The following is a 15,346-nucleotide window of genomic DNA, read 5'->3' on the forward strand; positions in this document are numbered from 1 at the left end:
ATTATAAGAACTCCTCACCACCGCCACCACCAAGCATAATTTCACCTGAATCTGATAGACGACGAGCTGTTGACAGTATTTCTTTTTGTGCTGCTTCTACTTCACTAATGCGCACTGGTGCCATAGCTTCTAAGTCATCAGCAAGCATTTCTGCTGCACGTTTTGACATGTTACCCAAAATCTTCTCTTTAAGCGCTTCGTCAGTGCCTTTAATGGCTTTCATCAGAACATCTTGAGGCACTTCACGTAAAATTGCTTGAATACCTCGATCCTCTACATCCATTAAGTTTTCGAAGACAAACATTAAGTCTTGAATTTGTTGCGACATTTCTTCGTCATGCTCACGGATAGAATCCATTAACTGCCCTTCAACATTGGTATCGAGGTAGTTCATAATATCTGCAGCCGCTTTTAAGCCACCCATCTTCGCAGCTTGTGCACCCGCTTGACCAGCGAATTGTTTTTCCATAATTTCGTTTAATTCTTGTAAAGCCGCTGGTTGAACTTCTTCTAAATTGGCAATACGCATGGTTAAATCTAAGCGCACTTTTTCAGGAAATTGCGCTAAAATCTCAGCAGATTGTTCCGGCTCTAAATAAGAAAGCACAATTGTTTGAATTTGCGGATGCTCATTACGAATAATATTCGCTACCTGCTTTGAGTCCATCCATTTTAATGAATCAAGCCCTTTAGCGCCTGATCCCATAACAATTTGGTCTATTAAGCTGGCAGCTTTATCTTCACCTAATGCAGCAGTAAGTGCTTTTTTGATAAAATCTTCAGACTGAAAACCTATCGTACTAAAGCTTTGAATTTGTTCGATAAACAAGTTGTGCACTGCGCTGATTTTAGCTTGCGACAAATCATCGATTGCCGCCATGGCCATACCTACCTTTTGCACTTGCTTTGGCTCTAAGTGCTTTAGGATTTGCGCTGCATCTTCTTCAGATAAACTTAGCAATAATATCGCCGCTTTATCTACACCATCGAGCTTATCAACATCAAACGCCGGTGGTAGTTGTTTTTGTTCTTGATCAGTCATCTTCTGTTAACCACGCTTTCACTACTTGTGATGATAGTTCTGGTTCATTGGCTACAAGGGCACGAACCGCTTTCAATAAGTCTTCGTCGCCATGTAGGTCTGGTAACTGTAGTGTACCATCGCTTGAGAAGCCAACTGAAGCAGAATCAAAGTCATTATTTAGCATATCTAATGTGCTGTCACCAAGGTCAACACCTGAACTAAGAGAGTCTTCATCATATTCTTCAAGTGTATTATCTGGGTAAATTAAGCGCTTAAGCATAGGCTTAACTACAGCTAAAATCAGTACAATAATAACCAGTGCACCTAATACTAAGCGCATCATTTTCATAAACCAGTCTTGTTCCCATAAAGGCAATTCGAAATCAAGCGCTGAGTCTTCACGAACAAATGGCACGGTCACTACTTCAAGTGCATCGCCACGTTGCATATCAAAGCCTACGCCACCTTGTAACAAGCGACGAATATTTGACAAAGCTTCTACCGAGCGTGGTGTCATGGTTGTTTCACCATTTTCACCAACCGTGGGTAAGTAATCGACCGCTACAGACACACTTATTCTGCGGATCACACCCGTTTGCTGACGTTTATGAGAAATAGTGGTATCAAGTTCATAGTTACGGGTAGCTTCTTTGTGAGTACGACTTGGTGAGGTTGCAGTGCCTGCACCGCCCGCCATCGCATCTTCAGGTATCGTTGAGTTAACCGGAGGCTGATTAGTAAGTGCACCAGGAATACCTACCGCTAAACCACCGATATTATTTTCTTCGAAAGTGGTTTCACTTCTTACTGCCGGTAAATCTGGGTTGTAACGTTTTTGTGTTTCTTCTACTGCACTAAAGTCCATGCTTAAATCTACTTGGGCGGTGTAATTACCTAAGCCAACGACGGGAATTAAAATGCTGTCAATTTTTTCTAGGTATTCTTGCTCACGTTTACGCTCTAGGTCGTATTCTTTACGAGAGCGTGCAGCCAAAGAGGTTTGCGAACCTGAATTTAATAAGCGACCGTTTTGATCGGTCACCGTTACGCGAGAAGGCTCTAGCCCTTGCACCGCTGAAGCAATCATATCAACTACTGAGTCAACTTCTTCGCTATCTAGTGAGCGACCACGCTTAAGCGTTAGTACTACTGTTGCTGAGGGTTTTTTCTCTCGACGAGCAAATACATTTTCTTTTGGAATAGCTAATAGTACTTTGGCGCGAGTAACGTTGTTTAGCTCTTCAATAGTACGGGCAAGCTGTTGCTCGCGACCATGTTTAAGGCGCTCACGCTCTAAGCGTTGGCTTACCCCAAACCCCATGTCTTGCATAATAATATCGCTACCTGATGTCGGCCCTTGATCTAAGCCTTCACGGGTCATCAGTAACTTAATATTTTGATACTCAGTTTCATCAACCGACACCACATTACCATCAAGTTCATAGTCAATTTTTTGCGCATCTAAAAAGTCGAGTGTTTCAATTAACTCTTGAGTTTGCATTTTACCTAATGGGCGCATATCTGGCTGACGAGCCCAGATAATCACGAAGATAGCAATAGCCAAACAAATGGCCAATGCAACAATCAGGGTAATTTGACGTAAAACATCAACACCACCTAGGGCGCTGAAATAGCCCGATTTTTGCTCTTGTTGATCTTCAGTTTCACTTTGCTCCATCATGCCATCAGCAAGTGCCAGATCTGTTGATTGATTAGATTGCGCCACAATAATTCTCCACTACCTAGTTAAACAGGCATGTTCATAATTTCTTTGTAAGATTCAACAAGCTTATTACGAACCTGTACCGTAGCTTCAAATGCCACAGAAGACTTTTGCGAGGCAATCATCGCCTCAGCAAGCGATACGCTTCTGTCGCCCATCTCAACTGCTTTTCTTTTTTGTCCTGTGTCTTGCTGAAGCTCATGCACTGTATTAAGTGCATTACTCAACATATCACCAAATTGTGCTGTAGACGTTGATTGCACTTGCGTTGGCAAGTTATTAACTTGGTTACTACGCGTGGCTTCTGAAGCCATAGATTGCATTTCTTGAAATAAAGCACTGTTTTGAATTTTCATAATTGTCTCTGATAATGCAGTAAACTCTTAAATAGAATAAAGCACAAAACATGCCAAAAATAAAACTCAATTAAAACAACATGTTGAGATATAAATTTACGTAGTCAGAGTTTTGACAGCCCTAAAATATGTTACTTAGTTTTAGGGCTGTTGAGGTTATGCAGGGAGGGAAATACCTAAATCGCGCATTTGCGCTAATTTGTAACGCAAAGTACGCGGACTTATACCTAAGGTTTCGGCTACTTCTTTACGCTTTCCTTGACAACGCGCCAAGGTTTCTAAAATTATGCGATGTTCTTTATCTTTAAGTTCATCTTTATAACTCCCCGTGTCTAGGGCGAGTAAATCATTTTTTTGCTCATCTTCGGGCATTGTTTTTTCGTCATAATAAGCGTTACTGAGATTATTTTTTATAGGCTCCGGCACTGTTGTTGTTTCAACCACAAACTGGGTTGGGGTTAAATTTTCGATAAAAATTGCATGCTCATCAATAGTACTGCCACTGCGTAAAATTAAAGCACGTTGAATAACGTTATCCAGCTCTCGAACGTTACCCGGCCAGCTATGGCTAAGTAGCTTTTGTTCGGCGCTTGTATCTAGATACGCCATTGGCTCTTTGCTTTTACTTAAGTGACGTTCAATTAAATGCTTAGCCAGTACAATAATGTCGCCAGGACGCTCACATAGAGGTCGCCACAGTAAAGGGAATACATTGAGTCGATAATATAAATCTTCGCGGAACTGATTTTCAGCAACGGCCTCTTTTAATTCGCGGTTACTGGTTGCAAGCACACGTACATCTAGCGAAATAGTTTTCCGACCGCCTAAACGCTCAACTTCGCGTTCTTGTAATACCCGCAGTAGTTTAGCTTGTAAGCCTAAATCCATTTCGGTGATTTCATCAAGTAAGATAGTCCCACCCTGTGCTTGTTCAAACTTACCAGGGCAGGCCTGAATCGCACCAGTAAACGCGCCTTTTTCGTAGCCAAACAAAGTAGCTTCAAGCATGTTTTCAGGAATAGCAGCACAGTTAATTGCTACAAATGGTTCATTGCAGCGTTTTGACTTGTCATGAATATAACGTGCCAGCACTTCTTTACCTGAGCCACTTGGCCCAAGTACCATTACACTGGCATCTGAACGAGCAACTTTACCTGCAAGTTCAAGTAATTGAATACTGCTAGGGTCGGCAACGATAGGACCGTCTGTTTCTTTTTCCTTTTCAGGTAAGTAACGGCTCACCATGTTCAATAGCACTTCTGGGGCAAATGGCTTAGCCATATAATCAATCGCGCCTAGGCGCATGGCTTCAACTGCATCATCAATTGTGGCATAGGCCGTCATCATAAGTACGGGTAAATCAGGGTGATTTAATTTAATACTGCGTAATAAGTCCAAGCCACTCATTTCGCCCATTTGTACATCACTGACCACCAGTGAAAATACATCTTTTTTTAATAACAACATGGCTTGCTCTGCACTACTGGCTGCCATGCAAGCGATGCCCGACATTTCTAGAGTATCAATTAATGCTTCACGAAGTCCGGCGTCGTCTTCTACAACTAAAATAGTGTTACTCATGTGACTCCCCTAATTTAGATGTGACACTAATAGGCAGCAACATACTAAAAATTGCTCCCCCGTGTGGGTTGTTGTTTGCCTCAACCCTTCCCTGATGCGCACTGGCTACCGAACTAACAACGGCAAGCCCTAAGCCTGTACCTTGGCTTTTAGTGGTATAAAAAGGTTCAAATATTTTCTCGCTCTGGACTAAGTCAATGCCTGGACCATTGTCACTCACGCTAATGCGTACAAAGTCAGAGTCTTGTTTGTCACGCTGGGCGCTAAGGTGAACCTGCGCGCCACTGCCAATCACTTGAATACTGTTGTGAATTAGGTTTTGAATAGCGCTTGCTAATGCGGTTTTATTACCCATAATTTCTATATCGGGTTCAGGCAAGCTCACATTTAATTCGCTATCATTGAGCGCTACCATGGCATCGGCACCGGCTTTTACTTCACTGAGTAACTGTTGCATCGACACTTGCTCAACTACCTGTTGATCACCACTTTTAGCAAATAGCAGCATGTCGTTTACTTGGGTTTCTAAATCTTTCAAGCGAGACATTAATTTTGTGTGAAAACTGCCGCGTGATGCTTCCGGTAAGCGCTTTGAGCCTAAGTTGGCAGCATACAACATAGCTGCTGATAACGGTGTGCGTACTTGATGGGCCAAAGATGCCACCATTTTACCTAACGCACTTAAACGCTGCATATGCGCGACTCGTTTTTGTAAGCGTCGGGTTTCAGTCAAATCGGTCATCAATATAAGTTGCCCAGGCTCTGGCGCAAGTGCGGTAATATCGAGTTTTATTAAGCGTCCATCTTTTAAAGACACTTCATGACCATCATCTTGATGAGGACGAAATGAGCGCTGAATAACACTAAACCACTTCTCACCCTCTAATGGTTCACCGAGCATATCGATAGCAATTTGATTCGCCTTCGCGATCATTCCTTTACCATCGAGTACAATCACGCCCGCAGGCATAGTATCAACTAAATGAGAAAGCCAACTTGCCTGTTGACGCAAATCACTCAACTCACCAACATACTCCTCTTGCAGTAAACATGGGTTATACTGGTTAGCAGAAATAAACTGGGGTTTTAGCACACTTGCAAGGGCCATAATCAACTCTCTAAAATAATGTAGACACAGTAGCCAATGCACAATATGTACCAAAATTATTTACCAGTAAATTCAATAGATTAAACCGTAAAAATACGTGTCGTAAAAATGACGCGCAAAGGAAAATGCATGAATAAAGAGATTCAGTGCCGTTGCCCATGGTTAGATACAACAAAACCTGACTATGTGGATTATCATGATCATGAATGGGGCGTCCCTGTGTATGACGATCAACTACTTTTTGAGTTTTTGACATTAGAATCGGCACAAGCGGGGCTCAGCTGGTATACCATATTAAAAAAGCGTGAGAATTATAAAAATGCCTTCGCCAACTTTGATGTACACAAAGTAGCGGCCTTTACTGAACACGATATAGAAAAATTAATGCAAAATGCGGGCATAGTTCGCAACCGCTTAAAAATTGTCGCAACAATTAATAACGCGAAATGCTTTATTGCAATTCAAGAAGAATTTGGCAGTTTTAGTGATTATCAATGGCGGTTTGTTGGTAATAAACCTCAGGTAAATGATTTAGCAACACTGGCCGACTACCCTGCAGTTACTGAGGCATCGACGTTATTTGCTAAGGATTTAAAAAAGCGTGGCTTTAAATTTTTAGGCCCAACCACAGTGTATGCTTACATGCAGGCCTGTGGAATGGTTAACGATCATAGTAATGATTGTTTTAGGAAGGAAGAAGTTATCGCGCAGTACTCATAGGTTAGTAATTAAAATAGATTTAGTTAGCCTGAACGATGCCAATTAAGTCTAGTTAAAAGCGTTACATTGTGCTGTTTTCATACTTTTTATTGATTCATTTCATAATTAATCTAACACTTATATTCTTAAATGTTCGAAAAAACTCCATTATCTTTAAAAAATTAAATGTGTTTATCTGTTAAAAACCAAGGGTCTTTCTCATATAACTCTGAGAATGCCTTGTTCATATCTTCGACAGAAATACAGCCAATTCCACCTCGACCTACCTTAGCCCTTTTATAAATACCTTTATCACTGGCATAACGGTTAAAGCGCTCGAAACTCGCCTGAGACCCCTCTATGTTTAAATCTCGAACCCATAAGGTTGATTTGCATGGAATATAGCATTTGCCATCAAACTTTTTACCATAAAATGTTTTGTCAAACCTATAAGATACATTATGTACTCTTTCAAAAAAATGTAATAACGTACTGCCTGCATCAAAGTTAATGTTAAGCACCTTAGCCTTTAATTGAACGAGTCGTGAAAAAGCGCTTCCCTCATCATAGGCATTTTCAGATACTTTATTTGTTAAGAAACTAGCATACTTTCCAATAGCAGAAACAGATACAGAAGGGTCATTGCTTCGCACTGACAATGGATTAGTCCTAATATATTCTGAGAACATACCACAGTCAGACGCTGTATCATTGACATTAAAATTCTCTCCTTTACCAAATGAATAAGTAAAGGTAGGTACCACTAAGGTACCTTGGCTTCCTAGTAAATTTAAAAAAGTACTAAGTATTAACTCTAAGGATTGCTGCTTGGAAGTAACTCCTTCCGGGTAACCTAGGTAACCAACATTACTATGACAAAAAACAGTATCACCTTTACAAATCCCTACAGATTGTAAAGCCAACTCAAAATCAGTCCTACTATAATGATAGTTTTGCAATTCATTGCACCTGTAAATCGTTTAAAATATCAACCAACCCATCAATTGAAGAGAACCTTCTATCTTCAAAATGTATCTCATTAAGCACTACATTGAAGCTTGATTCACAGAACTCTATTAACATCAGCACGTCAAATGAATCAATATAACCGGATTCAAAATAATTTAACGTTGTATCAATATTTTCCATCTGGCTTTTGGAAACAAACCACTGCACTAGCTTTTCTTTTACTAGCATTTCATTACTCTTACTCAATTGCAAAACACCTAACTGGAGCCCCATCGCCACCTTTAATTTTTAAGGGTGCGACGATAAGCGTAAATTCTTCGCTCTCAATCGAACGAATATTAATTAAATATTCAACGATAACAACACCTGCACCAAGCAGTATTTTATGGTTAGGTGCATCCTTTTCTGCCCCTCTTCCATTTAAAGGGTTGTCAGGCTGAGGGGTATCTAGGGCGATAAGCTTACACCCATTATCTACCAGCCATTGGCAAGCATCCTCAGAAAAAAAGGCATGGTCTGTGTAGTATTCATTAGTGTTTAATTTTAAATCCCAGTCAAACCTGGCAACTAGGCGAACCGGACACTGGGAACCTAAAGCTAATATCAACTCATCTTTAGTAATTTCATGTTTATCTGCAAGATTCGAAAAGTCAATAACCCGTGCAGGCCCATTTAATTGAGCTAATGGTATATTTTCAATTGTTTCACCATCAGCAATAAAGTGCCTTGGGGCATCTATGTGAGTTCCAGTGTGTGTACCTAATACAATTTTTCGCGTTTCTCTATTTTCAATTCCGTGTCGTCCTAACTGAGTTGATTCAAAAAAGGGGTGCCAATGAGCTGCAAATGTTTGCATCCCCTCTTCAAGCAACATTGTTAAATCTGTTATTTTCATTTTAATACCTCGATGAGTTCTATTATTACCCCTGAGGGAGTTTTAAATAGGAGTATATCCATCTTCTGTTCATTAACTTCAAGAGTAAATATCTCAGAAATCCAAATTACTTTATTTTTTAGTTTACTCTTAAACAGAGCTAAATCTTTTACTATAAATGCAATTGATGTAAAGCCTTGAAGATCCAGTTTTTGTTCTACAAGATCTTGTTCCGTTGAAACAAAAGAGATATCGAGGTTCCATGTTTTTACCGGTCTAGATAACCTTAGGCAATTTCCACTTTCTTTGAAACCTAGCCCACACCAAAAATCAATTTCCTTTGCAAAACAACCTGATGGTATCAAAATAGTCATCATTGAGTCACTGTAAAATAAACGATTTTGTACATTCATGTTTTTACTATGGTGATTAATAATCTCAATGTCATATGAATCACTTCGTTTAAGTAATTTAATATCATGTTTCGCAGAATAGGAAGCAAGTAAATCCTTTTTTGAATAGTTATTCTCTAACTCTTTTTCATCAAATACCGATTCATATCCTAACTCTTTAAATTTAGAGATATCTCGCTCAACAAAAGCTGAATTCCAAGTAAGATGGGAGAATCCAATAATCATATTAAGTACTTTTCGATTAGCTTTGCTTTCATTACTTTTCCCGTGACTGAAGTAGGAAAGCTTTTCAAAACAATTATTTTTTCAGGAAGAAACTCTGAAGGTAACAAGGTACCCAACCACGCCTTTATAGATTTAATATTTAAATCATGCTCTGATAAAAGAAATAATATTGGCACTTCACCCCAAAAATCATGGGGCTTTGCAACTACTGCAGCATCCATAATACCAGCATACTTCAAACTAACATCCTCTATATACCTCGAACTTATATTAATTCCACCTTTAATAATAATATCTTTTTTACGTCCAGTTATGCTTAAAACCCCTGATGATGACTTTCCAATATCACCTGTAGCAGGGCATTCTGAGTCAGCGTTTAAGTAGCCAAGCATCTCCCAAGGAGAATCAATTAGTATTTCATTCGAATCAGAAAAAGTTACATTTACAAGATCCAGACACCGACCAACTCCGTCCAAATGCCCTTCACCGACTTTCGCACAAGATATAAACAACTGCTCACTTGTGCCATAACTTTCTAAAACTTCATGTGCAAATTTATGCTCAAACTCTTTTTTTGTATTTTGCATAAGAGGCGCAGTACCGATAAATATCTTTGCTGCGCAATCACTTACCCAGCCTATAGCATCTCTATCGGTTGTCATTTTAGATGAAAGGGCTAACATTGAAGGGCTTAGCCAAATAGCATTTGCTCTATATTTAGCAAAATTCTTAAAGATAGTTGCGGCATTACTAGCCGAGAAGGTTGTACTTAAAATGACACATCCACCAGCTATTAATGGACATAAAAAAGTGTTAAGAATACCAGCCATGTAAAAACAAGGCATCACATGCAACATCTTAACTTCACAACCGATTTCATTATGTTTGTTAAACGCTTCAGCGCAAACAAGTAAGCTTTTTAAGTCGTGGCATACCGCTTTTGGTGTACCTGTAGTCCCTGAAGTAAAGGTAATAACCTGAGCATTATTCGAACTATCCTTATAGATAAAGCTATTCATTTTTTTTTCGGGTATGTATTCTTCAAATTCGCCAACATTGTTAATTACTTTGTCAGGGTTAAAGATGTCCAGCAATGTGCATTTATAACATTCATTGTAGTTAGCTGATAATGGTAAGACCTTTGCACCTAATGTGAACAATGAAACAAGAATTACAAAAAACTCCAATTTATCTTCGAGCTCTAGAGCTACTTTATCACCTTGACTTACACCAGCTTTAGTTAACTGATTCATATAAAACATTACCTGACTCTCAAAATTTAAATAAGTAATCTTTTGAGTACCTTGTATTATTGCAAAAGAGTGTTGCTCTGCTGACTTAAATAGTTCTTTTATCATAGAATTACTTGCTCATTCACGTGGTAATTTTTATAACTCGGCTTCCAATGCCCTTTTGCCTTTTGTATTTTTAACAGCTCAATTGCATGCCTTTCAACCATTTCTTCAGGTGCATTGCAAGTATCTTCTTTACAAACAGAAATAATTAAATGCCTTGGATCAACTTTATATTTTTGTGACATTTCAAAAATTATAGGCATATAACTAGAATGGAATAATGACATCCCTGATATAGTGTCAATAGATGAAAGACCATTTTTATTAATCAAAGGTTTTATGAGTTCTTCACCTAAATCCATTACTTGTATTGGATCTATTTTTCCCTCCAATCCCATACGAGCCAAGCACCCTATAATTTGTTCTGTACTTGTATTACCGGCACTACGCCCAAATCCTTGCAGCGACGAATCAATAATTTCAGCACCAGCATTGATAGCGGCAAGAGCGTTTCCCACACCTAACCCCAAATTATTATGCCCATGAAATCCAACTGTTAGACTAGGGCATTCAGCAAGTATTGCTTGAACATACTCCGTTACTTCTTGTGGTAGCATTCCGCCTGCTGAGTCCACTACATAAACAGCATCAGCCCCAATTTCAAAAGCAGCCTTTGCAGCCTTAGCCAGCTTGCTAGGCGAAACAGTATACGACTTCATGAAATTGACGTATGTGAGCATACTTTTATTTTTCGCAGAGCTTATAAATTTTTCACACTTTTTAAAATCAGATATTGTAGAACCTAAGCGAACAAAATCCATTCCATGGTACTCAGCTAACGTAAGGTGTTCTAAATTTGCAATCCCCGGAATTGCAAACATCCCCCAATTACCTTTTTTTACACTCTCAGACGCTGCTTTCATATAGACTTCATCAGTCTCAAGAGCAACTCCTATACCTCTTTCTGAAGCACCTAGACCGACACCATGACCAACTTCTATTAACTCAAATCCACAGTAATCTAGTGCACTACAAATACTAACTGTATCATTTTTAGAAAACTGAAAGTCAATTTCATAACTTCCATCTCTTAAAGTGCATTCTAGTATTTTTGGATACTTCATCACTAATACCTTTTAATAATTGGAGCACTACTTAAAAGTGCGCTTATTTTGCCTCTACTCGAAGACCAGTCGATGAACATTGCCATACTTAAAGTTTTTACTAGCTTTCAAGTATAAAGCAAAATACAAGCCACTATTAATAACCTTGGCAGCTAGATATTCCTATAAATATTGTAAACCGTATTTATGAAATGTTATCTTAAGTGTTAAACATTATACCTAACCCTATATAAAGGTAATAATACTACAATGAAGTATGATAGAGATAAATCATGGAATAGCATATATGCTGAAAACACAGAAATAGCCTACCCACCAGAAGCAGTTATTAGAATTTTTTTAGGGCAATTTCCAAAGTTAGAGTTTCTAGATAAAAATTTTCAAGGTAAGAAAATTTTAGATGTAGGTTTTGGTGATGGCCGTAATTTCCCTCTTTTTAATAGACTTGGTTTATTGAGTAGTGGGGTAGAAATCACAAAAGATATCGTAAATAATGCCTCTGAAAGAAAGGAGTTTAAAGGCCAAGAATTAGACTTACGAATAGGTAGCTGCGAAGAAATCCCATTCGAAGCGAATATGTTTGATTATTTAATCTCTTGGAATAGTAGTTATTATATGAGTTCTGAAAGTTTTGATTATCAAAAACATATTGATGAATTCGTAAGAGTAACAAAGCCAAAAGGCTATCTAATCGTATCTGTTCCAACTGCTTCAGCTTTTATTTACGAATCGTGTGAAGAGCTCGAAAAAGGGTATGTGAGAATTAAAAATGATTACTTCGGAGTTCGCAATGGTCAAGTCATGCGTCGCTTTGAAGATAAAGATGATTTTTTGAGCTGCTTTTCAAATATTTCACAATATTGTGAATGCGCAGAAATAAAAATGGATTGGTTCGGATTAGCTTACAATTGGTATGTTGCTGTAATTAAATTAAACTAACAAAAGAGCGCATTTATGCGCTCCTTCTACCCTATTTAGTCTTGAACTTTGATTAAACCAGCTTTTTCGAGAGATTCAACTAAAGGTAAAAGCTCAAAAATATTAGCTCGAATCTTATCAGCAAGCTCTAATAAATCACTACCTCCATCTGCATAAGCTAGTAAATTAGTGAGCATTTTTACTTGAGTATAATCTTGCTGCATATTGCTCGTATTAGGATACAATCCTCTTTTACCAAGTTGCGGCTCACATAAATTAGTTGCTTTATATACTTTATTTTTTTCTAATAATTGAATAGCGCCAACAATTACATCTGCAGCACCTCTTAATCCAGCAGGTGTAATTAATGTAAGATCATCTAATGATGTATGATATTCGGGATATTCCCCGTATTTGCTCCGCATAATTGAACATACAGGTAAATCAACACCAGGAGCGCAAAATTGACGCTCATCACTACCGCGCTCAAGAAAAGAATACTGTTTAAAACTACCAACTAAATTCTTTAAAGCACTTAGTGCTGCTCTGTCGGCTAAAGTACGAGAGTTGCGTGAACTTAGGTAAGAGTACTCTCTTTCATCACCGACACATGTGACAATGAATCCAGCTTTCAGATGCTTTTTCAAACGTTTTAAATGTTTTGAAATATAAACTATTGATCCTATGGTTTCTGGTAAAAATAAAACTCTGTAAGTATATCTACGGTCAGTCATTAATTTAAGTTGCTCAATTAATGCCATACAAACAACTGGTCCAGATAATTCATTATTAGCTAAAGAAGGATGGCATATGTATGTAGAAAGCAAAATTTCATTTTCTGTTTCTCCAGGTAAAACAAACTCTCCATACGTTAAATGCCCATTGAATAAATTTGTATCTATAACAACTTGGTAACTACCTTCAGTCAAAGATAAACGTTGAGAGTGGCTAAGACAAAATCCCCAATTACGCTCATAGTATGATGTAACATATGGTATTGCGTCAGGCATATCCTCTATACTGTAAAGGTGGGCTTGTAATTCTTTTAAAGAAAGTGTCTTATTAACAGGCTCTGAGTAACCCATTAGATGTAGGTTATTAACTTTAAAATCGCATATTTTATTACCTTTAGGATCAATTATGTATGCGTTATTTACTTTCCACTCTTGCGGTACCTTCCAGTCAAAAGCGATAGTATTTGAAGGAACCTCATGTGCAACCAGTTCCGGTACAAACTGTTTGATATATCTCAATGTTTCTCTTACACCATCACCTGTAAGGCTTCGATTGATTGGAAATAGCTCCTTTGCCCACCCATACATTCTATTTCCATCGATTGCTTCGTTCATTTTTAACCTTATTTTACTTTACTTTGTATAGAAAGCGTTACCTGCATAAAACACATGCTAGATTATTCATTAACTTAGGAGTGTACAATAAGAAAAAGAGCACCGCACACCATTAAATTGTCACTATTTAATGGGAGGCAAATCAAGTTTTAAAGCCAAAATTAAAAATAACATAGAACTTTATTAACTACAGTTCAATTTATTAGCGGTTTTAATCAATCCCTAGAAAGATTATACTTTTTCATTTTTTCGACCAGTGTGGTTCGCCTTACGCCTAGTACTTCAGCAGCACGGGCAACAACGTAATCAAAGCGCTCTAATGCCTGGGTGATTAAGTTAATTTCAAGCTCAGCTAAGTACTCCTTAAGCTCAATACCTTCATCGGGCAATAAACCGGGTGCCGCTTGAGCAAAATCATCTTCGAGGTCTATTTCGTCTTCGCTGAATCCGCCACTAAAAATATCATTAAACGCATCACGCTCCATCAGTTCTTCTGGGTACTGTGGCTCATAGGCTTCAACTTCAATGTAGCGGTATTTATTAGGTAAATCAGGAACATCAACCACCTTGTCTGGGAACATAATAACCATACGCTCAACTAAGTTAGCGAGCTCACGAATATTACCTGGCCAAGAATGCTCTTTTAAACTTTCAATAGCACGCTCTGTAAACTTAGCCGTAGTACCGCTTTGCTCATTTACGCGGCGCATTAGCTCTTTAAGTAGCAAAGGGATGTCTTCTGCACGTTGAGCAAGTGATGGACTCTCAATAGGAAAAACATTTAAGCGATAGTATAAGTCTTCTCGGAATGAGCCTTTTTCAATCATGCTTTCAAGATCACGGTGGGTTGCAGCAATAACACGTACATCGGCTTGAATCGCTTTGGTACCGCCAACGCGCTCATAGCTACGCTCTTGTAGTACTCGCAGTAACTTGACCTGCATTTGCAGCGGCATATCCCCTATTTCATCTAAAAATAGCGTGCCACCTTGCGCCAATTCAAACCGGCCTTTACGTGCTGAAATAGCCCCGGTAAATGCACCTTTTTCATGGCCAAATAGTTCACTTTCTAGTAGCTCTGCAGGAATTGCCCCACAGTTTACTGGTACAAATGGGCCTTTGTTACGCTTAGAAAGCAGATGCACATTACGAGCAACCACTTCTTTACCCGTGCCCGACTCACCTAAAATAAGTACGTTGGCATCGGTTTTAGCAACTTGAGTAATTAAAAAGCGTAAATCTTTTACGGCTTTGGTTTCACCTACAAGGCCATCAAAGGTGCTTTTTTCTTTATTATGTTGATGCTCATGAGGCAGCATACGCTGATATTGCTGACAATCATGTAGTAACTGAGTGGTAACTTCATGAGTAAATGGCTCACAAATTAGTCCAACAACATTGGCGAGACTTAGTAGCGGTTTGAGCGTTTCACCAATCAGTAAAAAAGGAAATGTTGGATAGCGTTTAATTAAACTTTCATGATCTAAAGATTGCAGCGCCCCTAACACCACAATACATTCTTTGTTTTGATAGTGACTACATGCCTGCTCAAAGTCAGCTTCTGTTTGCAACTGTACCGCCTCACCAATAAAAGTAAGGGATGCATATAATCCAATAGAGCGATTATTATTATTATCTAAAATTAAGATCATTTTTTAGCGAGCCATTTATTTCACTAATTTGTTTTA

Annotated in this window: 15 protein-coding genes; 2 read left to right on the top strand and 13 right to left on the bottom strand. The window is 38.6% G+C overall.

The features are described from left to right. Position 1: 1 nt before the first annotated feature. From fliG to P3J6_RS16140, 5 genes are all read right to left on the bottom strand, one after another. Complete coding sequence (gene fliG, locus P3J6_RS16120; protein ID WP_010387902.1) at positions 2 to 1,042, bottom strand: flagellar motor switch protein FliG; 1,041 nt, start codon at positions 1,040 to 1,042, stop codon at positions 2 to 4. Next, a complete protein-coding gene (gene fliF, locus P3J6_RS16125) occupies positions 1,035 to 2,750 on the bottom strand; it encodes a flagellar basal-body MS-ring/collar protein FliF (protein WP_054201723.1) in 1,716 nt (571 codons plus the stop codon). Before fliF ends, fliG begins: the two co-directional genes overlap by 8 nt. 20 nt (positions 2,751 to 2,770) lie before the next feature. Next, on the bottom strand, positions 2,771 to 3,103 hold the full coding sequence (gene fliE, locus P3J6_RS16130) for a flagellar hook-basal body complex protein FliE (RefSeq protein ID WP_010387900.1): 333 nt from the start codon (positions 3,101 to 3,103) through the stop codon (positions 2,771 to 2,773). Between the two features lie 156 nt (positions 3,104 to 3,259). Beyond that, on the bottom strand, positions 3,260 to 4,684 hold the full coding sequence (locus tag P3J6_RS16135) for a sigma-54-dependent transcriptional regulator (RefSeq protein ID WP_198523540.1): 1,425 nt from the start codon (positions 4,682 to 4,684) through the stop codon (positions 3,260 to 3,262). Beyond that, positions 4,677 to 5,792: a sensor histidine kinase gene (locus P3J6_RS16140; RefSeq protein WP_138605299.1), complete on the bottom strand. Its 1,116-nt coding sequence runs from the start codon at positions 5,790 to 5,792 to the stop codon at positions 4,677 to 4,679. The genes P3J6_RS16135 and P3J6_RS16140 overlap by 8 nt, the downstream gene beginning before the upstream one ends. A gap of 129 nt (positions 5,793 to 5,921) precedes the next feature. Between P3J6_RS16140 and P3J6_RS16145 the strand changes: the two genes are divergently transcribed. After that, the gene (locus P3J6_RS16145) at positions 5,922 to 6,512 is read left to right on the top strand and encodes a DNA-3-methyladenine glycosylase I (protein ID WP_198523541.1); all 591 of its coding nucleotides are present in this window, start codon (positions 5,922 to 5,924) and stop codon (positions 6,510 to 6,512) included. A 161-nt stretch (positions 6,513 to 6,673) separates the two neighbouring features. Here the strand turns inward: P3J6_RS16145 and P3J6_RS16150 are convergent, their stop codons facing one another. Genes P3J6_RS16150 through P3J6_RS16175 form a run of 6 tightly spaced genes read right to left on the bottom strand, consistent with a single transcriptional unit; the run spans position 6,674 to position 11,391 of the window. Next, positions 6,674 to 7,450 (bottom strand): AAC(3) family N-acetyltransferase, encoded by a 777-nt coding sequence (locus tag P3J6_RS16150; RefSeq protein ID WP_171039589.1) that lies wholly within the window; start codon positions 7,448 to 7,450, stop codon positions 6,674 to 6,676. 1 nt (position 7,451) lies between these two features. Next, positions 7,452 to 7,706 carry a hypothetical protein gene (locus tag P3J6_RS16155; protein ID WP_178956415.1) on the bottom strand — a complete coding sequence of 85 codons (255 nt, stop codon included), beginning with the start codon at positions 7,704 to 7,706 and terminating at the stop codon, positions 7,452 to 7,454. Then, positions 7,699 to 8,355 (bottom strand): cyclase family protein, encoded by a 657-nt coding sequence (locus P3J6_RS16160; protein ID WP_138605295.1) that lies wholly within the window; start codon positions 8,353 to 8,355, stop codon positions 7,699 to 7,701. The genes P3J6_RS16155 and P3J6_RS16160 overlap by 8 nt, the downstream gene beginning before the upstream one ends. Then, positions 8,352 to 8,972, bottom strand: coding sequence for a hypothetical protein (locus P3J6_RS16165; protein WP_138605294.1), 621 nt, complete (start codon positions 8,970 to 8,972; stop codon positions 8,352 to 8,354). Before P3J6_RS16165 ends, P3J6_RS16160 begins: the two co-directional genes overlap by 4 nt. Continuing rightward, positions 8,969 to 10,330: a class I adenylate-forming enzyme family protein gene (locus P3J6_RS16170; RefSeq protein WP_198523542.1), complete on the bottom strand. Its 1,362-nt coding sequence runs from the start codon at positions 10,328 to 10,330 to the stop codon at positions 8,969 to 8,971. Before P3J6_RS16170 ends, P3J6_RS16165 begins: the two co-directional genes overlap by 4 nt. Further along, positions 10,327 to 11,391, bottom strand: coding sequence for a 4-hydroxy-2-oxovalerate aldolase (locus P3J6_RS16175; RefSeq protein ID WP_138605292.1), 1,065 nt, complete (start codon positions 11,389 to 11,391; stop codon positions 10,327 to 10,329). The genes P3J6_RS16170 and P3J6_RS16175 overlap by 4 nt, the downstream gene beginning before the upstream one ends. A 249-nt stretch (positions 11,392 to 11,640) precedes the next feature. Here P3J6_RS16175 and P3J6_RS16180 point away from each other — a divergent pair, with 249 nt between their 5' ends. Beyond that, positions 11,641 to 12,330 (top strand): class I SAM-dependent methyltransferase, encoded by a 690-nt coding sequence (locus P3J6_RS16180; protein ID WP_138570510.1) that lies wholly within the window; start codon positions 11,641 to 11,643, stop codon positions 12,328 to 12,330. 35 nt (positions 12,331 to 12,365) lie between these two features. Here P3J6_RS16180 and P3J6_RS16185 read toward each other — a convergent pair whose 3' ends face one another. Together P3J6_RS16185 and P3J6_RS16190 are read right to left on the bottom strand one after the other, a co-directional pair. After that, entirely contained in the window at positions 12,366 to 13,658 is a 1,293-nt protein-coding gene (locus P3J6_RS16185; RefSeq protein ID WP_198523543.1) for a DUF4910 domain-containing protein, read from the bottom strand. Between the two features lie 215 nt (positions 13,659 to 13,873). After that, the gene (locus P3J6_RS16190; protein WP_198523544.1) at positions 13,874 to 15,310 is read right to left on the bottom strand and encodes a sigma-54 dependent transcriptional regulator; all 1,437 of its coding nucleotides are present in this window, start codon (positions 15,308 to 15,310) and stop codon (positions 13,874 to 13,876) included. Positions 15,311 to 15,346 lie beyond the last annotated feature (36 nt).

It is taken from the genome of Pseudoalteromonas sp. 3J6, from assembly GCF_903995135.1.
Classification (GTDB): Bacteria; Pseudomonadota; Gammaproteobacteria; order Enterobacterales; family Alteromonadaceae; genus Pseudoalteromonas.